Raw genomic sequence first — 19,323 nt, forward strand, 5'->3', positions numbered from 1 at the left:
TTCCCTGACCGAACCGCCCGGGCCGCACGACCGATCGACCGCCCGGGCCGGCACCACCTTCCGAACCAGGAGAAACACCATGAACGCCCTGCACCTCCGCCGTCTCGCCGTCGCCGTCTCGGTCGCCGCCGTACTGCCGCTGGCCCTGACGTCCTGCTCCTCCACGGACACCAAGGACTCCGCCGCCGGCTCCGCCCCCGACAAGGCGGGCTCGGCCAGTGCGTCGGCGGCCGCCTCGACCCCCTCGGACGACCAGCCCTTCGGGCCCGCCTGTTCCTCCGTGCCGAAGAACGGCGCCGGTTCCTTCGACGGCATGGCGCAGGACCCGGTCGCCACCGCGGCGTCGAACAACCCGGACCTCGCGACCCTGGTCACCGCGGTGAAGGCGGCGGGGCTGGTGGACACGCTGAACAGCGCCGAGAACATCACGGTGTTCGCGCCGACCAACGAGGCGTTCGCCAAGGTTCCGAAGGCCGACCTGGAGAAGCTGCTCGCGAACAAGGAGGAGCTGACCAAGGTCCTCACCTACCACGTGGTCGGCGAGAAGATCGCCCCGAAGCAGTTGTCGAAGGGCTCCTTCACCACCCTGGAGAAGGGCAAGCTGACGACGTCCGGCTCGGACATGACGTACACGGTGAACGACAGCGCGAAGATCGTCTGCGGCAACGTCCGGACGGCCAACGCCACGGTCTACATCGTCGACTCGGTCCTGATGCCGCCGCAGTAGGCGGCGGCCGGCCCGCTCGGGCCCGGAACACGCACAGGGTCTGCCGCCACCCGGCACACCCTGTGCGTGCGGGGCCAGTTGGCCGCATCCGCACACGCACCGCGCTTTGCGCAGTCAGCCGCCTCCGGCCCCGGCGCGTAAATGGGAGATAAGCGCACCATGGGGAAAGAGGTACCGCTCGCGCCCGGTCGTTCCGTCCGGATCGGGCCGGCGCGGGCGGGCCCACGGGACCGTAAAGGAGACGACTCATGTCCGACCTCTCACACCCCCGTGCCGGCACCCGCGCGGACACACATGCCGACATGGCGGACCACCCGGACCTCCCGGAGATGCGCGAGCGGTACAACCGCACGCTCGGCGGCCGCGACGTCGCCCTCGTGGACGCGCCGGTGTTCCTCCTCGGCCTGTACTGCGCGGTGTCGCCCTGGGTGCTCCACTTCACGTCGAGCCAGCCCGCGCTGGTGCAGCACAACCTGATCATCGGTATCGCCCTCGCCGTACTGGGCCTCGGCATCACCGCGTCCCCGTCCCGCATGTACGGCCTGAGCTGGGCGATCTGCGCGATGGGCGCCTGGATGATCGTCGCACCGTGGATCGTGGGCAGCGGCCCCGATCTCGGGGTCATTCTGAACAACGTCGTCATCGGCGGACTCGCCGTGGTCCTGGGACTGATCTGCGCGGCCGCCTCCATGAAGAGCGGAGGTTCGGCCTCCATGAAGAGCGGAGGTCCGACGGGCGGCAGGGCCGGGCTGAAGGCCACCGGCGGACGGGGAACACCGGAGACCCGGGGCTGACACCCTCCCTGGACGCAGGCCGTAGGGTGCCCCCATGGGGCGGGGAAGCAGGCAGGACCGGGTGGTGGGCACCGTCGTGGGCTCGGCGGTGGGGGACGCGCTCGGAGCACCTTTCGAGTTCGGGCCGGCCGGAGTCTGGTCGGCCCGCTTCCCGGACGGCACCGGCACGATGTGCGGGGGCGGCGGCTGGGACCCGGGCGAGGCGACCGACGACACGCAGATGACCGTTCTCGTCGCCGAGTCCCTGCTGGAGCGGGACGGACTCGATCTTCCCGACATCTTCGACCGTTTCCGGCGATGGGCGGCGGCCAACCCCAAGGACATCGGCATTCAGACGGAGATCGTCCTGGGGTGCGGCGATCCCTGGGATCTGGCCGCCGCGCTCCACTTCCAGGTGGAGGGCCGCGCGGCGGGCAACGGCTCGCTGATGCGGGCGGCCGGCTCGGCCGTCCGCTTCGCCCGTACGGCAGGACGGAGCCCCGGCGACGAAACCGGGGCCCGCGCCACCACGATGGACGCAGCCCGCAGGATCGCGGCCCTGACCCACGGCGACCCGGCCGCCTGGGAGGGCACCGCCCTCCTCCACGAGCTCATCAGGGTGGCGCTCGGCGGCGGCGACCCCGCGGCCGCCCTGCCTGCCGCCCTCGCCGAGGTACGCGAGGACCAGCGCGCCCGCTGGGCAGCTGTACTCGCCCCGGACTGGCACCCGGGCCTGGCGACCGAGTTCAACGGTGCGGTGTGGCCCTGCCTGGGCACCGCCGTGTGGGCCCTGCGGACGACACCCTCGTTCGAGGCCGCGCTCGCGGCGGCGATCGACGTCGGCGGGGACACCGACACGGTGGCTGCCGTGACCGGCGCGCTCGCGGGCGCCGTGCACGGCATGAGCGCGATCCCCGCCCGCTGGACGGAGCCGCTCCACGTACCGCTGCCCGGCTACGGAGAACGGGTCCTGCGTACCGCCGAGTTGACGGTGCTCGCCCTCCGTCTGGACGGCTGAAGGCTGTCCCGTGGAACCCGTGCCCACCGTTCGGACACCCCGTTGACGCCGGACCGATCCGGCTGGTGCACTGGGCGAATGCGCCCTCAGCTGCGGCTGGTCACCCGCGACCACATCGACTTCGGTCGCGTGTGGTCGGCGTCCTGTCGTCCCTGACTGCTTCTCCGTCAGCACGACAGCACCGCGCCGTCCGGCCGGTTCCACCCGCAGCAGAAGATGAGGCTTCACCATGCCCGTAGAGTTCCTCGGCATCGCCGCGACCAACGAGGGTTCCGAGGTGACGCCCCGCTCGGGAGCGTCCTTCGACAAGGAGTACACGCTCAAGCTGGCCCGCGCCCACGAGAACCACGGCTGGGACCGGGTGCTCTTCGCGTACGGCTCCGGCTCCCCCGACCCGTCCCCGGCCGCCGCGTTCATCGCCGCCCGTACGGACCGGCTCCAGATCCTCGTGGCACACCGGCCCAACGTCTCGTACCCGACGTTCGCCGCGAAGACCTTCGCCACGCTCGACCGGATCAGCGACGGCCGGCTCGCCGTCCACTTCATCACCGGCGGCAACGACCACGAGCAGCAGCGCGAGGGCGACTTCCTCACCAAGGACGAGCGGTACGCCCGCACCCGCGAGGCCATCCAGATCATCAAGAAGGCGTGGACCTCCCACGAGCCCTTCGACCACGAGGGCACGCACTACCGCTTCAACGACTTCGTGAGCGACACCTTCCCCGTCCAGCGGCCCCACCCGCAGGTCTCGTTCGGGGGTTCGTCCCCGGCGGCGTACGCGGCCGGGGGCGCCGAGGCCGACATCTTCTGCCTCTGGGGCGAGCCGCTGGCCGAGACCGCCGAGCAGATCGCCTCGGTCAAGGCGGCGGCGAAGGCGGCGGGGCGCACCGACGTGCCGAGGATCCAGGTGGCGTTCCGCCCGATCATCGCGCCGACGGAGGAGCTCGCCTGGGAGAAGGCGCACCGGACGCTCGACCGGATCAAGGCCCGCAAGGCGGGTGGCCCGCCGAGCCGCCGCCACCCGCTGACGAACCCGCAGAACGCGGGCTCCCAGCGGCTGCTCGCGGTCGCGGACCGGGGTGAGCGCCACGACCGCGCGCTGTGGACGCCGACCTCGGCCGAGACGGGCGGCGCGGGCAACTCCACGGCGCTGGTGGGCACCCCGGAGACGGTCGCGCAGGCCCTGCTGGACTACTACGACCTGGGCGTCGAGATCCTGTCGGCCCGGGGGTACGACCTGCTCGACGACGCGATCGACTTCGGCCGCCACGTGATCCCGATCGTGCGCGAGGAAGTCGCCAAGCGGGACGCCGCGAGGACGTCGGCCGCCTGATCCGGGTTCGGGGCCCATCTGCCGTCACCACGGCGGGAGAACACACTTACGATGATCATTCGGCGTGACGTCCGGGTGTGTCGGACCGACGGTTCACCCGGCCCACGCCGCCGGGGGCGTGGGTCTTCCCGTCTCCCTGCGTGCAGAGCGTCTTGGGGTCATCCGCGGTGTCTTTCCTGGTCTTTGTGGCGGTCGTCTGCCTGTTCTGGTTCTTCCTCCTCCCGCTGAAGTGGCAGACCCGCCGACTGGCGGGTCCGGATCCCGCGTTGCAAAAGGCGGCCGCCGCGGCCCGGCGGCAGAAGTGGGAGCCGGCGGCGCTGCTCCTCGCCGACGCCGGCGAGGACTGGGAGCGCCGCGCCCTGTACAGCGATGTGCTGGGCCGGGTCGCGGCCCTCGACGGGGACGGATGGCTGCTGGCGTGGGAGGCCGCCCGGCCCTACGACCCGGATGCGGCGGTGGTCCGTGCGCGCGCCCGGATCGCGTACGCGTGGAAGCTCCGGGGAGCGATGCGGGCGACCGCCACGTCCCGGGCTCGTTTCGCGCGTTTCCATCAGGCGTTGTGGGAGTCCCGCGACGACCTCGTGCGGGCCGCCGGGCTCAACCCGGCGGACCCGACGCCCCACGTCGCCGAGATCTGGATGGCGATGGGACTCAGCTACCCGAACCGCGACATGCATCTGGTGTGGCGCGAGATAACGGAGCGCGCCCCGTACCACTTCGACGCGCACCTCAGCGCCCTGCAGTACTGGTGCGCCAAGTGGCACGGCTCCAAGCAGATCGCCCACGACTTCGCGGAGAAGGCCGCCCGGAACGCGCCCGCCGGGAGCCTGCTGGTGGCCCTCCCGTTGATCGCGTGGTTCGAGAACAGCGACATGGCGCCGCCCGCCGCGTCCTTCACGTCACCGCGGGTGCGCGCCATGGTCGACGCCGCGCTGGTGGACATGGCCGCCGCGCCGGACGATCATCCCCGGCTGCCGTACGTCCGCCACCTGGTGGGCTACGTCCTCGTCCACCAGGGGCGGTACCGCGAGGCCGTGGCACAGTTCCGCCACGTCGACGGCTGTCTGAACGCCCTTCCCTGGCGCTATCTCCCGAGTCCGCTCGACGCTCTCCGCTACCGGGCTCTGCGCACCCGGGCCGCCCGGCGCTCGCTGCTGGAGAAGCGGGAGAAGCGGGAGAGCTGAGGGGTGTGGAGGGTCCCCCCGTACCTCCGCGAAATCCGCGTGCAACCATCCGTGCCGTTGGAGGGTCACATCAAGTGGGAGCAAACGCTCCCAGCGTCACAAGGGGGAAATTATGGGATTCACGCGCATTGTCGCGGCTGCCGGAGCGTTGACCGCGCTCGTGGCGGGCAGCTCGGTGGCGTTCGCCGCCACCGCTCAGGCCGCGCCCAACGTCACACCGCAGGCGGTCTGCGGCAGTGGCTACAAGACGGTGAACTCGGCGCCCGTCGGTTCGCTGGGCACCGTCTACCTGACGTACAACTCCGCCAACGGCAACAACTGCGTCGCGACCATCCGCACCAACCCGGGCACCCTCAAGCCCATGTCCGCGTACATCTACGTGTCGGACACCGACGGCTACGCCGAGGACTACGGGAACTACACCTCGTACGCGGGTCCGGCCCGCGTCTACGGCAAGGGCCACTGCGTGAGCTGGGGCGGCAACATCGACAACGTCTACGTGTCGGTGGAGAACTCCAACTGCGCGGCCCTGCGGGAGCAGCGGACCACCACCGTCCGCTGAGCAGCGGACCCACCCCGCCGTCCGCTGACCACGGACGGCGGGGGCACGCGGAGCGGGCCCGGGAGCATCACGCTCCCGGGCCCGCTCCGTCGGTGCGTGCCGCCTCAGCCGACCGAGCTGTACGCCACCACGCCGCGCAGCACTCCTTCGACGGCCTTGCGGGCGTTCTTCGCGACCGTGCTGCCCTCGCGCGGGGCAGCGGCGGCCACCTGGCCGAGCACGTCGATGACCTGCTTGCACCAGCGGACGAAGTCGCCGGCCGGCATCTCGGCCTCGCGCAGCACCTCGTCCAGGGTGCGGCCGGAGGCCCACATGTAGACCGCCCAGGCGAAGCCGAGGTCGGGCTCGCGCTGGCCGACCCCCTCCGTCTGGTTGATCTTGAAGTCCTCCTCCAGGGCGTCGAGCCGTCCCCAGATGCGGACCATCTCGGCCATGGCGGTCTTCGCCGGGCCGGACGGCAGCTTGGGCGCCACCGCGTCGTCCGCCTGCCGCGCCTCGTACACCAGCGCCGAGACGCAGGCCGCGAGTTCGGCGGGGTTGAGGCCTTCCCAGACCCCGTCCCGCAGGCACTCACTGGCCAGCAGGTCGAGCTCGCCGTAGAGCCGGGCCAGCCGTCGGCCGTGTTCGGTGACCTCGTTGGCACGCAGGTAGTCCAGCTCGGTCAGCAGGGCCACGATCCGGTCGAAGGTGCGGGCGATGGTGTTCGTCCGCCCCTCGATGCGGTTCTCCAGCTGCCGGGTGTCGCGCTTGAGGCGGTGGTACCGCTCCGCCCAGCGCGCGTGGTCCTCGCGCTCGTCGCAGCCGTGGCACGGGTGGGCCCGCAGCTCGGTGCGCAGGCGCGCGATCTCCCGGTCGTCCGCCGCCGCGGCGCGCCCCTTGCGGTGGCGGTCCGGCACGATGTGCCCGGCCTTGGTGCGCAGGGCGGAGGCGAGGTCGCGACGGGACTGGGGCGAGCGGGGGTTGAACGTCTTGGGCACCCGCATCCGCTCGATGGCCTCCACCGGCACCGGGAAGTCCATCGACGCCAGCCGCTTGACCTGGCGCTCGGCGGTGAGCACCAGCGGGCGCGGACCGTCGTGCTGGTCGAAACCGCGGTGGCCGTCGACCCGCCCGGCGGGGATCCCGGGGTCCAGCACCAGCGCGAGGCCGGCGAACTTGCCGGTCGGCACGTGGATGATGTCGCCCGGCTTGAGCTTCTCCAGCGAGGAGGCGGCGGCGGCACGGCGCTGCGAGGCGCCCTGCTTGGCGAGGTCGGTCTCGCGGTCCTTGAGGTCCCGCCGCAGGCGGGCGTACTCCTCGAAGTCCCCGAGGTGGCAGGTCATGCCCTCGCGGTACCCCTCCAGGCCCTCTTCGTTCCGCTGGACCTGGCGGGAGATCCCGACGACCGAGCGGTCCGCCTGGAACTGCGCGAAGGAGGTCTCCAGCAGCTCGCGCGAGCGGTGCCGCCCGAACTGCTGCACCAGGTTGACCGCCATGTTGTACGACGGGCGGAAGCTGGAGCGGAGCGGGTACGTGCGTGTGCCCGCGAGCCCGGCCAGCGCGCCCGGGTCCATGCCCCGCTGCCAGAGCACCACGGCGTGGCCCTCGACATCGATGCCGCGGCGTCCCGCGCGCCCGGTGAGCTGGGTGTACTCGCCGGGCGTGATGTCCGCGTGCTGCTCGCCGTTCCACTTGACGAGCTTCTCCAGCACCACCGAACGCGCCGGCATGTTGATGCCGAGCGCGAGGGTCTCGGTGGCGAAGACGGCCTTGACGAGACCGCGGACGAAGAGCTCCTCCACGACCTCCTTGAAGGTCGGCAGCATGCCCGCGTGGTGCGCGGCGATGCCCCGCTCCAGGCCCTCGAGCCATTCGTAGTACCCGAGGACGTGGAGGTCCTCGGCGGGGATGGAGGCGGTCCGCTCCTCGACGATCTCCCGCACCAGGCGGCGCTTGTCCTCGTCGTTGAGCCGCAGCCCGGCGGCGAGGCACTGCTGCACGGCGGCTTCGCAGCCGGCCCGGCTGAAGATGAAGGTGATCGCGGGCAGCAGCCCCTCGGCGTCCAGCCGGTCGATCACCTCGGGGCGCGAGGGGGTCCAGATCCGGCTGCGCTGGCGGCGCTCGCGCTCGCGGTCCGCCTCGCGCACCATCTTGCCGCGGCGGCGGTCGCGCGGGTTGTACCCGCCCTGGTTCTCCATGCGGGCGAGCCGGATGAGGTCGGGGTTGGTCTCGCGGCGGGCGGAGCCCCGGCCTCCGTGGTCGGTCTCCTCCTCGAAGAGGTCGTACATCCGGCGCCCGGCCAGCACGTGCTGCCAGAGCGGAACCGGCCGCTCCTCGGAGACGATGACCTCGGTGTCCCCGCGCACGGTGTCCAGCCAGTCGCCGAACTCCTCGGCGTTGGAGACGGTCGCGGAGAGCGAGACCAGGGTCACGGAGTCGGGCAGGTGGATGATCACTTCCTCCCAGACCGCGCCCCGGAAGCGGTCGGAGAGGTAGTGCACCTCGTCCATCACGACGTATCCGAGGCCGTTCAGGGACTGGGAGCCCGCGTACAGCATGTTCCGCAGGACCTCGGTGGTCATCACGACCACCGGCGCCTCGGAGTTGACGCTGTTGTCACCGGTCAGCAGGCCGACCTTGTCGGCGCCGTAGCGCTTGGCCAGGTCGGCGAACTTCTGGTTGGAGAGCGCCTTGATCGGGGTGGTGTAGAAGCACTTGCGCCCCTGCTCCAGGGCGAGGTGCACCGCGAACTCGCCGACGATCGTCTTGCCCGAACCGGTCGGGGCCGCGACCAGCACGCCCTTGCCCGCTTCCAGTGCCTTGCAGGCCTCGATCTGGAAGGGGTCGAGTTCGAACTCGTACATCTCGCGGAAGGGCCACAGCGCCGTGGCCATCTCGGCCTGGCGGAGGCGGGAGGCGTGGTAGCGCTCGGCTGGTGAGAGGTCCTCTGTCATCTTGTCGACGAGCCTACCCGCCACCTCCGACAGTCCATGCGCCCTTTTTTCCGGCCGTCCGCTCCGGCCCGGGTGTGCGCTCAGCCCGTGAGGACCCGTACGGCGCCCGGTACGCACACCGCCGTCAGCGGGAGCGCTCCCAGGGGTTCGCCGTCGGCGTAGGCGGTGGTGGAGGCGGCGGCCAGTTCCACGGAGGCGGCGCGGTGGACGGTGACCACGGGGTGGGTGAGGTGGGTGCCCCGGTAGACCCGCGGGAAGACCTTCAGCAGGGTGGTGCGGCTGCAGTCGCCGACGACGGTCACGTCGAAGAGCCCGTCGTCCATGGCGGCGTCCGCGCAGATCCGCATGCCGCCGCCGTAGGAGGTCCCGTTGCCGACGGCGACGAGGGTCGCCTCGACCTCCTGGACGGCCCCGCCGTCCAGCCGGATCCGGTACGGCACCGGCCGGAAGGAGGCCAGCTCGGCGAGGATCGCCAGGTCGTACTTGAAGCGGCCGGGGACCAGGCGCATCCGGTTGCCCCGGTCGTTGACCCGGGAGTCGAAGCCGGACGCCAGCACGGTGCCGAACCACCGGTCGCCGGCCCGTCCGAGGTCGAGGGTGCGTATGCGGTCCCGCTTCAGGGCGTCGGCGGCCAGCCGTCCGGCCGCCGCCGGGTCGCGCACCGGGAGCCCGAGGGTCCGGGCGAAGTCGTTGCCGGTGCCCACGGCGACCACCCCGAGCGGGGTCCTGGTACCGGCCACCGCCTGGAGCGCGAGGGAGACCATGCCGTCGCCGCCCACCGCGATCAGCGCACCGGTGCCCGAGGCCACCGCCTCCCGGGCCCGGCCGAGTGCGTCGTCCGCGTCCTCGCCGAGCACGGTCCGTACGGAGAATCCGGCGTCCCGCAACGCGGAAGCGGCCGGCTGCGCGGCGTGCGCGCCCCGGCCGCTGCCCGCGGTGGGATTGACGAAGAGGGTGATCTCGCTGGTCACCCGCCGGACCCTACAAGGTCAGGTGATGTCGTCGTAACCGTTGAGATGTTGCGATCCGGCACCGTCCTGCTCGCCCGACGCCTGCCCGGGAAGGGTGGCCCGGCCCGCGGGCACGCTCTCCACGGTGTCGATGCGTTCGGGAGTGAGGTCGAGCTCCGAGGCCTCGTCGTCGTCGAGGTCGGCGTCCGGGTTGCCGCGGTTGCGGCGCTTGTCGTTCAGGAGCGAGAAGCCGGTCGCGAAGAAGTACAGGACGGCCAGCGGGCCGGCCAGCAGCAGCATCGACAGCGGCTCGCCGCCGGGGGTGGCGATGGCGGCGAAGGCGGTGAGGCCGACGATCATCCCGCGCCACCAGCCGAGCATCCGCTTGCCGGTGACGATCCCGGTGAGGTTCAGCGCGACGAGCAGCAGGGGAAGCTCGAAGGCCAGGCCGAAGACCACGATCATGCGGGTCAGCAGGTCGAGGTAGCTGTCGAGCCCGATCTGGTTCTGCACGCTGTCCGGGCTGAAGCCGAGCATGATCTGCGCGGTCTGCGGCAGGATCAGGTAGGCGAGGTAGCCGCCGGCCAGGAAGAGCGGGGCGCCGAGGACGGCGAAGCCGTAGGCGTACCGCTTCTCGTTCTTGTGCAGCCCCGGGGCCACGAAGGCCCAGAGCTGGTAGAGCCAGACCGGCGTGGCGAGAAGCACGCCGGACATCAGGGCGACCTTGAGGGCGTTGGTGAACGGCGCCATCAGGGTGTCGGTCTTCAGCAACGCGCACGGCTTGCCGTTGATCGCGGTGACCACGCCGTTCTTGCAGCCGACCGACGAGAGGATCGGCCTCAGAAGGAAGTCGTAGATGTCCTTCTGGAAGAAGGCGGCGACGATCGTCACCACGACAATGGCCAGAACGGCCTTCAGAAGCCGGTTACGCAGCTCACGCAGGTGATCGAGGAGGGGCATCCGCCCCTCGTCGTTCTTCTCCTGCTTGCGGGCAGACTTGAGCAACCCACTTCCCTCGTCTCGTGCGACAGCTGTCGGTGGAACGGATCAGCTGTCAGCTCTGGGTGGTGGGCTTGGGCTCGGCGACGGGGCGGGAGCTGGTGACATCGCCCGGGGCGGCCTGGATGGTACGGGTGGCGGCGGCCTGCGGGGCGGGGTCCGCGACCGTCTCGGCGGCCGGGGTGGCGGGCTCGGCGTCGTCGCGCTTCATCGCCTTGGCCTCGCTCTTGAGGATGCGGGCGGACTTGCCGAGCGAACGCGCCATGTCCGGAAGCTTCTTGGCACCGAAGAGCAGCAGGATGACAGCGATGATCAGAACGATCTCTAGGGGCTTCAGATTGCCGATCATGTGTGCGACTTCCTTCTCACTGGGGTGACTGGAGGAGCGGGCTCACTACCCGATCAGTCGGACAGGTGTCCGACCCGTCAGCTGGCAGCGATCGTAACCCGCAGGAGTAAACGCGAGGCAATGCCTGCGTATACGCGCGGTTCCGGACCACGCCTCCTGCCTGGACCGACCTCAGCAGGGTACCGCGCGGTCCGGGATTTCCAGAGGGCGCGGTTCCGGTCGACGTCTGCGGAACGGCCTTCAACGCAGTACGTCGGCCGTGGAGGCCAGACGGGTCGCGGCCCGCTCCAGGTCCTGGGCGGCCCGGTTGATCCGCTCCGAGGTGACCGCCACCTGACGGCCCAGCCGCCGGACTTCCAGGAAGACCCGGACGGCGAGCACGCCGAGGACGGCGATCCCCAGGAATCCCAGGGCGATGGCGAGCATGGGCCAGAGCATGCGGCGGAGCCTCTTTCGGGAAGAGCGGTACGGACTTCAGGGAGCGGTGTGCAGCCGCAGGGTCCGTACGCCGCCGCCGGTGAGGAGTTCGACGATGCGCTCCCCGGCGGGCTTGCGCACGGCCGAGCCGCACTCGGGGCAGGTGAAGGAGTAGAAGGTGGTGCGGGGGCCCGCCCCGATCGCAAGGCGCAGCGCCTCGGCGCCGAGCTCGAAGCGCGTACGGCAGTCGGGGCAGCCCGCCCGGAACGTCACGAGGGGGGCCGCCGCGAGACGGCCCGCTTCCGCGGCTCCCGTCACGCGTGGCCTCCGGGACATGGTGCCGTCCTGTGTTCCCGTCATCGTCAGACCACGCCGTCGTAGGCGGCGAGCGCTTCGGCGGCGGCCCGGCGGGCGCTGTCGGCGAGCTCGAGGGGCGAGACGATGCGGCCCTCGCCGCCCAGGCGGAGCGCCAGCCTCCGCAAGGAGGCCGGGTCCGGGGTGCGCAAGGTGATCCGCAGGCCGCCGTCGGGGCGCTCCTCGGCGCGGTCGTGCGGGTAGTACTCGGCGACCCAGCGGCCGCCGGCGCCGACCTCGACCACCACTTCCGGGTCCTCGGCGGCCGGTTGCACGAGCCCCTCCGACAGGTCCCGGAGCTCCAGCTCCGGGGGTGCCGCCGGGGCGTCGAGCAGCTTGATCTCCGCGACCCGGTCGAGGCGGAAGGTGCGCCGGTCCTCGGAGAGCCGGCACCAGGCTTCCAGGTAGGTGTGGCCCACGGCGAAGAGCCGGATCGGGTCCACCTCGCGCTCGGTGAGCTGGTCGCGGGCGGGCGAGTAGTAGCGGAGCCAGAGCCGTCTGCGCTCGGAGATGGCCCGGTCGACCTCGGCGAAGACACCGCCCTCGGACTCGAAGGTCACCGAGAGCCGGGAGCTGGCCGCGCCGGTCTCCCCGGCGGCGGTCTCCAGCTTGGCGGTGGCCCGGACCAGCGCGAGCCGGTCGCTCTCGCGCAGTCCGGGCAGGGTCGCGACGGCACGCGCGGCGACGAGCAGCGCGGTGGCCTCGTCGGCGGCGAGCCGCAGCGGCTCGGCGACGTCGTCCGGGTTGTGCCACCAGATCCGGTCGCCGTCGGTGTCGATGTCGAGCAGGTCGCCGCCGCGGAAGCTGGTCCCGCACATGGGCAGCACGTCGAGGTCGGAGATGAGCTCGTCCTCGGTGATGCCGAAGGCCCGGGCGACGTCCTGCACGTGGGCGCCGGGGCGCTCGCGCAGATAGGTCACCAGGGAGAGCATCCGCCGGGTCTGGTCGATCGCGTTCGTGGCCATGGTGCCGTCCCCCTCGGTCCTTCAGTCCTTGGCCACGGCGCGCAGCCGGTCGACCACATCGGCCCGCAGATCCGCGGGTTCGAGCACGACGACGTCCGGTCCGAACTCGACGAGCCAGGCGTCCAGACCGTGCCCGTACGGGATCTCCAGTTCGTCCCAGCCGTCGCCGAGGTCCCGCGTCGAGACCGCGCGGGAGCGCAGCGGGAAGCCGGCCCCGGTGCGCAGTCTGATCCGGGCGGTACGGGTGGCGGTCTCGCCGGCCCAGCTCTCCACGGTCTCCCGGACGGTGACCACGTCGGGGATGGCGGCGGTGAAGACTCCGGCGCGGGAGCGGACCCTGCCGGTGATGCGGGAGAGGCGGAACACGCGCTCGGCACCCCGCTCGCGGTCCCAGCCGGCCAGGTACCAGTGGCCGCGCCAGCACTCCAGCCCCCAGGGCTCGACCTGGCGCTGCTCGGCGTGGGCGGAGTTGCCCTTGCGGTAGTCGAAGGTGACCGGGCGCCGGTCGCGGCAGGCGAGCATCAGCGGTTCGAACGCGGCCTCGTGCACGGGGATGCGCGGCTCGAGGGCGCTCGGTACCTCGTACGTGTCCTCGGCCTCGGGCATTCCGGCGGCGCGGAGCTTCTGCAGCGCGCCGCTGGCGGCTCCGGCGAGGCGGGCCTGCTGCCACACCTTCGCGGCGATCTCCAGGGCCGCCGCCTCTTCCGCGCTGAGGGTGATCGGCGGAAGGCGGTTGCTGTCGCGGCGGGCGAGATAGCCGATGTCGCCGTCGAGTCCCTCGACGGTCTCGATGACGAGGCCGAGTTCGCGCAGGTCGTCCTTGTCGCGCTCGAACATCCGGTTGAAGGAATCGTCGGATCCGGCTTCGAGGTACGCCTCGATGGAGCCCCGCAGCTCACGCTTGCTGAGCGGACGCCGCGTGCCCAGCAGGCACAGCGCGAGGTTCATCAGCCGCTCGGCCTTGGCAATCGCCATCGACGCCCTTTCTCTCCATGCGCTACGACGCTCGACCGTACCGCCCCCGGGGGTCCCGGCAAAAACACGCGTGCCCCGGACGGACGGCGGGAGGGCCCGTGCCGTACGGCACGGGCCCTCCCGGACCTCCGCGGGGGAGGCGCGATCCCGACGGACGGCGACAGGGTCGCTTTCCGGCCAGAGGATCGGGCGGTCAGATGGTCGGACCGCCGGACGATCAGACGGCGACGAGGTCGCAGACGAAGATCAGCGTCTCACCCGGCGCGATGGCGTGGCCCGCGCCGCGGTCGCCGTAGGCGAGGTGCGCCGGGATGATCAGCTGGCGGCGGCCGCCGACCTTCATGCCCTTGACGCCCTGGTCCCAGCCCTGGATGACCATGCCGGAGCCGAGCTCGAACTTGAGCGGCGTGCCGCGGTTCCACGAGGAGTCGAACTCCTCGCCGGTGGAGAAGGCCACGCCCACGTAGTGGACGGAGACGTTGTCGCCATCCTTGGCGACGGCGCCGTCGCCCTCCCAGATCTCCTTGATCTCAAGGTCCTTCGGCGCCTCGCCACCCGGGAAGTCGACCTCGGGCTTCTCGATGCTCACTGAAACTGCTCCTCAGAAAAGATGGACTGCAAACCGGGACAGTCTTACATCTTCGTCAGGAGGTCCACCGCGAACACCAGGGTCGACTTGGCGGGAATCGACTGCTGCGCGGTGTCGCCGAAGGCCTGGTCCGGCGGGATGACCAGAAGGACGCGGCTACCGATCTTCTTGCCGACCAGACCGTTCTTGAGACCCTTGAGGGTCACCTGCTCCAGCGGGAAGGTCTGCGTCTTCCCTTGTTCGTAGGTGCTGTCGAACGTCTTTCCGTCCTTCCACAGCAGCCCCACGTAGTTCACCACGACGCTGTCGGTGTCCTTGACGACCTCGCCGTCGGACTCCAGCACGTAGGTGGAGGAGAGCTTGGCGGGCGGGTCGCTCTTCGGGACGGTGACGCTGGGCGCCTTGCCGTCGGTGTTGGTCCCGACCTTCGGCAGCGCGGCGTCGTTCTGGGTGACCTTGGTTCCCTCGGCGGACGTCGGGATCTGGGTGGCCTTGACGACGTCGATGACGAAGACGAGGGTCGCGTTGGGCTTGATGTCGCCCTGCCCCTGCGCGCCGTAGCCGAGGTCCGGCGGGATGACGAGCTGGACGCGGCTGCCGACCTTCTGGCCGACGAGCCCCTTGTCCCAGCCCTGGATGACCATGCCGGCGCCCAGGGTCAGATCGAACGGGCTCTTGCGGTCGAAGCTGTTGTCGAAGGGCTTCGTGGAGTCCCAGGCCTGGCCGAGGTAGTTGACCTGGACCGCGTCGCCGTTCTTCAGCGTGGCGCCGTCGCCCTCGCTGATGACCGTGGTCTTCAGCTCCTTGGGCGGGTCGCCCACGCCCTTGGCGAGGGTGGGTTTCTCACCGAACTTGGCACCCGCGGTGATCGCGGGCACGCCGGTCTCGGACGATGCGGAGTCGGAGGCCTTGTCGTCGCTGCCGCAGGCCGCTACGGAGAGCAGCAGCAGGGGGACGACGAGAAGGCCGGCAAGTCGGCGCACTGGTTCCTCAGATCTCAGACGACACAGTCATGGGTCCCGGACACCTTACGGCCTCCGCACGCCGCGGAGCCGGTTCGTGACGCCCCGCGCCGCCGCCCGGCCGGTCGTCTCCCCCGTGCGTGCGACCGTCGCACGCTCCGTACGGCGTGGTGTTCGAACGCACCGGCACCCGGGCCGTGTGCCGAAAGGGGCACGGACACACGGACAGGCCCCGGAACGGGTGTTCCGGGGCCTGTCCGTCCGCGCCGGTTGCGCGGTGACACTCGGCGGTGACGCCCACTTTGCGCGCCGCCGCGGAAGGCCGGCGGGCGCGGGACCTCACATGCCCGCGATCAGCTTCTCCACCCGGTCGTCGACGGACCGGAACGGGTCCTTGCACAGCACCGTGCGCTGCGCCTGGTCATTGAGCTTGAGGTGGACCCAGTCGACGGTGAAGTCCCGCCGCTGCTCCTGGGCCCGCTTGATGAAGTCCCCGCGCAGCCGCGCCCGGGTGGTCTGCGGGGGCACGGACTTGCCCTCGAAGATCTTCAGGTCGTTGCAGATGCGGGTGGCCTGGCCCTTGCGCTCCAGGAGGTAGTACAGACCCCGGCGCCGGTGGATGTCGTGGTAGGCGAGGTCTATCTGAGCGACCCTCGGGTGCGACATGGTCATGTTGTGCTTGGCCCGGTACCGCTCGATGAGCTTGTACTTCATGACCCAGTCGATCTCGGTGGCGATCTTGTCGAGGTCCTCCGCCTCGATCGCGTCCAGGGTGCGGCCCCAGAGTTCGAGGACCTGGTCGACGGTGCCGGTGCGGATGCCCCGGCGTTCGACGAAGTCGACCGCCTTGTCGTAGTACTCGCGCTGGATCTCGATGGCCGACGCCTCGCGGCCGCTGGCCAGACGCACCTTGCGCCGGCCGGTCGTGTCGTGGCTGACCTCGCGGATCGCCCGGATCGGGTTCTCCAGCGTCAGGTCGCGCATCACCGTGCCCGCCTCGATCATGCGGAGCACGAGGTCGGTGGCGCCGACCTTGAGCAGCATGGTCGTCTCGGACATGTTCGAGTCGCCGACGATGACGTGCAGGCGGCGGTAGCGCTCGGCGTCCGCGTGCGGTTCGTCGCGGGTGTTGATGATCGGCCGGGAGCGCGTGGTGGCGGAGCTGACGCCCTCCCAGATGTGTTCGGCACGCTGGCTCACGCAGTAGACCGCTCCGCGGGGGGTCTGCAAGACCTTGCCCGCGCCGCAGATCAGCTGCCTCGTGACGAGGAACGGAATGAGGATGTCCGCGAGCCGGGAGAATTCCCCGTGCCGGGCCACGAGGTAGTTCTCGTGGCAGCCGTAGGAGTTGCCCGCTGAGTCGGTGTTGTTCTTGAAGAGATAGACGTCGCCCGCGATTCCTTCCTCGTGCAGGCGGCGTTCGGCGTCGACGAGCAGACCTTCCAGAATGCGTTCGCCTGCCTTGTCGTGGGTGACAAGCTCAGTGAGGTTGTCGCATTCGGGAGTTGCGTATTCCGGATGCGAACCCACGTCGAGGTAGAGGCGGGCGCCGTTCCGCAGAAAGACATTGCTGCTGCGGCCCCATGACACGACACGGCGGAAGAGGTAGCGCGCCACTTCGTCAGGTGACAGTCGGCGCTGTCCCCTGAACGTGCACGTGACGCCGTACTCGTTCTCCAGCCCGAAAATGCGGCGGTCCATGACTGAACATTACGCCTTACGGCGTGAGCTGAAACCGGGTTCGACAGCTCCGTTTCGATCATTTTCCGATCCGGCCACAACGGTGCCCGTGGGTGCGGGAACTGCGAGGACCTTTCCGGTGGCCAGCAGGACGATGAGCGCGGCGACCCCGCCCGCTCCCGCAACGGCGAAACTCCAGGCCGTCCCGCCCAGCTCGACGGCGGGCCCGGCCACCGCCGTGCCGGCCGCCGCGCCCACGCCGATGGTCGTCACGAGCCAGGAGAACGCCTCGGTCACGGTGCCCCGGGGCGCGTGCCGGTCGACCACGATGAACGAGCAGGCGATGGCCGGCGCGAGGAACACCCCGGCGAGGGCGGCCAGGGCCGTCATCGCGACCACACCGGGCGTCAGCACCAGCGGCAGGTAGCCGAGGGCCAGCAGGGCCACGATGGAGCGGAGCCGCCGCTCGGGCGCACCGGCCCACTGCCGGGCGCCGTAGACCGCGCCGCCCAGCAGCGCGCCGAGGCCGAGCGCCGCCATCAGCCAGCCGTACACGGACTCGCGGCCCTGGTCGTCGGCGTAGGCGACCCCCGCCACGGTGATCGAGCCGAGCGCGAGGCCGACGAAGAAGAGCGAGCCGAGGAGGGCGAGGAGTCCGGGCGAGCGCAGGGCGCCGAGCCAGTGGGCCTCGCGGGGCGCGGACCGCCAGGTGCGGGAGGGCTCGGACAGGACCACCGAGAGCGCCCCGAGGACCCCGGCGGCGTTGACGACGAGGAGGGCCACGGCGGGCGACCAGAGCGACACCAGCAGGGTCACCAGCAGCGGCCCCGCGGTGAACATGACCTCCTGGGCGACCGCGTCCAGGGCGTAGGCGCGGTGCACCCGCTCCTCCCGCTGCCCGAGGACGGACGGCCAGAGGGCGCGCAGCCCGCCCTCCAGGGGCGGGGTGGCGACCCCGGCGACGATGACCGCCGCATAGGCGAGCGGCAGTGGGTCCAGGCCCGCGAGGGCCAGCAGCACCATGCCGAGGGCGGAGACGATCGACGCCGGGAACTGCACGCGCGGCTGGCCGTACAGGTCCACCGCCCGGCCGAGGAGCGGCTGCCCGACCGCCGTGGCGAGGCCGTACGCGGCGGCGAGCCCGCCTGCCAGCGAGTAGCTGCCGCCCTCGGCCCGGGTGAAGAGCACGATCGCGATCGGGGCGATGCCGTTCGGCAGCCGCCCGACCAGGGTGCCGGTCAGCAGCCGGGCCGCGTGCCGCTCCCGGAGGATGTCCAGATATCCCGCGGCCATTCCCGCCCCTCTCCCCCGGTACGGGCCCGCGCCCGCCCGAGGTTTTACGTATAACGTCGAGGGTCATACGTACCATGTGCGCAGTCCGCCGGTCCACCGCGCGGCACCGGCCGCCTGGCCGGAACCGATCGACAGCACCGCCACCACCCGCACGGAGGCCCCAGTGAGCAGCCCGTCCCAGCCGGCTCCGGCCCGCCCCACCAGCCGGGACGTGGCACGGGTCGCGGGGGTGTCGCAGGCGACGGTCTCCCTGGTGCTGGGCGGCAAGTGGCCCGGCCGGGTGTCGGAAGCCACCGCCGAGCGGGTCCGGGCCGGCGCGCGCGAACTCGGCTACCGCCCGAACCTCGCCGCCCGCAGCCTGCGCCTGGGCCGGACCAGGACCGCGCTGCTGGTGGTGCCCGCGCTCACCCACGAGTTCTTCGCCCGGGTCTACACGGGTGCCGCCTCGGTCGCCGCCGACCACGACTTCGGCGTGGTGCTCTACCCGTCGCCCGACGGCACCGGACCGGCCAAGGACCCCTTCGCCAGCGCCCGCGCGGCGCTCGACGGCGTGATCGCCTCGTCCATGGCGACCGAGGCCCTCGGGGCGCTGGGCGGTACGGAGCTGCCGCTGGTGATGCTGGACAGCGACCCGTCCGGGGCGGGCGCGGCGGCCCAGGTGAACCTCGACATCGCGGACGGGATGCGCCAGGTCGCGGAACACCTGCTCGCCCTCGGCCACCGCCGTTTCACGCACGTGGCCGCCGCCGTCGACTCGTGGACCTTCGCGGTGCGCGCCCGCGCCCTGCGCGAGGCGCTCGCCGCCGTGCCCGGCACCTCGCTGCGTACGGTCGCCTCGCCGCTGGAGGTCTCCGGCGGGCTGCGGGCGGCCGAGGCGGCGCTGACCGCGCCGGGGCCGCGGCCGACCGCGCTGGTCTGCGACGGGGACGTGCTGGCGGCGGGCGCCTGCAAGGCGGCGCGGCGGCTGGGCCTGCGGGTGCCCGACGACCTGTCGGTGTCGGGCTTCGACGACCTGGCGCTCGCCACCGCCGTGGAGCCCGAGCTGACCACGGTGGCGCTCCCCGCCGAGCAGGTGGGCGAGCAGGGCATGACGGCCCTGCTCGCGGTGCTGGACGGCCGCCCCGTCCGTACCGGCAGCCTGCCGGTGGAGCTGGTGGTGCGCGGCTCCACCGCCCCACCGCCGTCGCACGGCTGACATGACGGTGCCCGGGTCCCGTCCGGTCGGACGGGACCCGGGCACCGTCACCGCGTCGATCCGCT

The 19,323-nt window shown here is 71.5% G+C and carries 18 protein-coding genes and 1 pseudogene; 7 read left to right on the forward strand and 12 right to left on the reverse strand.

Annotation, left to right across the window (positions count from 1 at the left end; all coding sequences use genetic code 11):
- The first annotated feature begins 79 nt into the window (after positions 1–79).
- The 6 genes and pseudogenes from OG599_RS05600 (at position 80) to OG599_RS05625 (ending at position 5,597) form a co-directional block, all read left to right on the forward strand.
- A complete protein-coding gene (locus OG599_RS05600) occupies positions 80–727 on the forward strand; it encodes a fasciclin domain-containing protein (RefSeq protein ID WP_327174824.1) in 648 nt (215 codons plus the stop codon).
- Between the two features lie 248 nt (positions 728–975).
- Positions 976–1,425: pseudogene (locus OG599_RS05605) on the forward strand (SPW repeat protein); the annotation flags it as partial.
- Between the two features lie 130 nt (positions 1,426–1,555).
- On the forward strand, positions 1,556–2,518 hold the full coding sequence (locus tag OG599_RS05610) for an ADP-ribosylglycohydrolase family protein (protein ID WP_327174825.1): 963 nt from the start codon (positions 1,556–1,558) through the stop codon (positions 2,516–2,518).
- A gap of 229 nt (positions 2,519–2,747) precedes the next feature.
- Positions 2,748–3,851 carry an LLM class flavin-dependent oxidoreductase gene (locus OG599_RS05615; RefSeq protein ID WP_327174826.1) on the forward strand — a complete coding sequence of 368 codons (1,104 nt, stop codon included), beginning with the start codon at positions 2,748–2,750 and terminating at the stop codon, positions 3,849–3,851.
- 167 nt (positions 3,852–4,018) lie between these two features.
- Positions 4,019–5,035 (forward strand): hypothetical protein, encoded by a 1,017-nt coding sequence (locus tag OG599_RS05620; RefSeq protein ID WP_327174827.1) that lies wholly within the window; start codon positions 4,019–4,021, stop codon positions 5,033–5,035.
- A 112-nt stretch (positions 5,036–5,147) separates the two neighbouring features.
- Positions 5,148–5,597: a spore-associated protein gene (locus OG599_RS05625; protein WP_327174828.1), complete on the forward strand. Its 450-nt coding sequence runs from the start codon at positions 5,148–5,150 to the stop codon at positions 5,595–5,597.
- 104 nt (positions 5,598–5,701) lie between these two features.
- On the opposite strand, the gene OG599_RS05630 is transcribed toward OG599_RS05625, so the two are convergent.
- The 12 genes from OG599_RS05630 to OG599_RS05685 form a co-directional block, all read right to left on the reverse strand.
- Positions 5,702–8,530 (reverse strand): DEAD/DEAH box helicase, encoded by a 2,829-nt coding sequence (locus OG599_RS05630; RefSeq protein ID WP_327174829.1) that lies wholly within the window; start codon positions 8,528–8,530, stop codon positions 5,702–5,704.
- A gap of 80 nt (positions 8,531–8,610) precedes the next feature.
- A complete protein-coding gene (locus OG599_RS05635; protein ID WP_327174830.1) occupies positions 8,611–9,501 on the reverse strand; it encodes a diacylglycerol kinase in 891 nt (296 codons plus the stop codon).
- A gap of 18 nt (positions 9,502–9,519) precedes the next feature.
- A complete protein-coding gene (tatC, locus tag OG599_RS05640; protein ID WP_327174831.1) occupies positions 9,520–10,485 on the reverse strand; it encodes a twin-arginine translocase subunit TatC in 966 nt (321 codons plus the stop codon).
- Between the two features lie 49 nt (positions 10,486–10,534).
- On the reverse strand, positions 10,535–10,828 hold the full coding sequence (gene tatA / locus OG599_RS05645) for a Sec-independent protein translocase subunit TatA (RefSeq protein WP_327174832.1): 294 nt from the start codon (positions 10,826–10,828) through the stop codon (positions 10,535–10,537).
- A 240-nt stretch (positions 10,829–11,068) separates the two neighbouring features.
- Positions 11,069–11,266, reverse strand: a complete 198-nt coding sequence (locus OG599_RS05650; RefSeq protein WP_327174833.1) for a hypothetical protein — start codon at positions 11,264–11,266, stop codon at positions 11,069–11,071.
- A 36-nt stretch (positions 11,267–11,302) separates the two neighbouring features.
- Positions 11,303–11,581, reverse strand: a complete 279-nt coding sequence (locus tag OG599_RS05655; RefSeq protein WP_327174834.1) for a hypothetical protein — start codon at positions 11,579–11,581, stop codon at positions 11,303–11,305.
- A 26-nt stretch (positions 11,582–11,607) separates the two neighbouring features.
- Complete coding sequence (locus OG599_RS05660) at positions 11,608–12,564, reverse strand: helix-turn-helix transcriptional regulator (protein WP_327174835.1); 957 nt, start codon at positions 12,562–12,564, stop codon at positions 11,608–11,610.
- A 21-nt stretch (positions 12,565–12,585) separates the two neighbouring features.
- The gene (locus OG599_RS05665; protein ID WP_327174836.1) at positions 12,586–13,539 is read right to left on the reverse strand and encodes a helix-turn-helix transcriptional regulator; all 954 of its coding nucleotides are present in this window, start codon (positions 13,537–13,539) and stop codon (positions 12,586–12,588) included.
- A gap of 217 nt (positions 13,540–13,756) precedes the next feature.
- On the reverse strand, positions 13,757–14,128 hold the full coding sequence (locus OG599_RS05670; protein ID WP_327174837.1) for an FKBP-type peptidyl-prolyl cis-trans isomerase: 372 nt from the start codon (positions 14,126–14,128) through the stop codon (positions 13,757–13,759).
- A 44-nt stretch (positions 14,129–14,172) separates the two neighbouring features.
- The gene (locus OG599_RS05675) at positions 14,173–15,111 is read right to left on the reverse strand and encodes an FKBP-type peptidyl-prolyl cis-trans isomerase (RefSeq protein WP_327174838.1); all 939 of its coding nucleotides are present in this window, start codon (positions 15,109–15,111) and stop codon (positions 14,173–14,175) included.
- Between the two features lie 318 nt (positions 15,112–15,429).
- Positions 15,430–16,791: a Pup--protein ligase gene (gene pafA, locus OG599_RS05680; RefSeq protein ID WP_266702607.1), complete on the reverse strand. Its 1,362-nt coding sequence runs from the start codon at positions 16,789–16,791 to the stop codon at positions 15,430–15,432.
- A 9-nt stretch (positions 16,792–16,800) separates the two neighbouring features.
- Positions 16,801–18,063, reverse strand: coding sequence for an MFS transporter (locus OG599_RS05685; protein WP_327174839.1), 1,263 nt, complete (start codon positions 18,061–18,063; stop codon positions 16,801–16,803).
- Between the two features lie 163 nt (positions 18,064–18,226).
- On the opposite strand from OG599_RS05685, the gene OG599_RS05690 reads away from it, so the two are divergent.
- The gene (locus tag OG599_RS05690; protein ID WP_327174840.1) at positions 18,227–19,258 is read left to right on the forward strand and encodes a LacI family DNA-binding transcriptional regulator; all 1,032 of its coding nucleotides are present in this window, start codon (positions 18,227–18,229) and stop codon (positions 19,256–19,258) included.
- The last annotated feature ends 65 nt before the right edge of the window (positions 19,259–19,323 follow it).

Origin of the sequence: Streptomyces sp. NBC_01335, from assembly GCF_035953295.1 — a bacterium.
Taxonomy (GTDB): Bacteria; Actinomycetota; Actinomycetes; order Streptomycetales; family Streptomycetaceae; genus Streptomyces.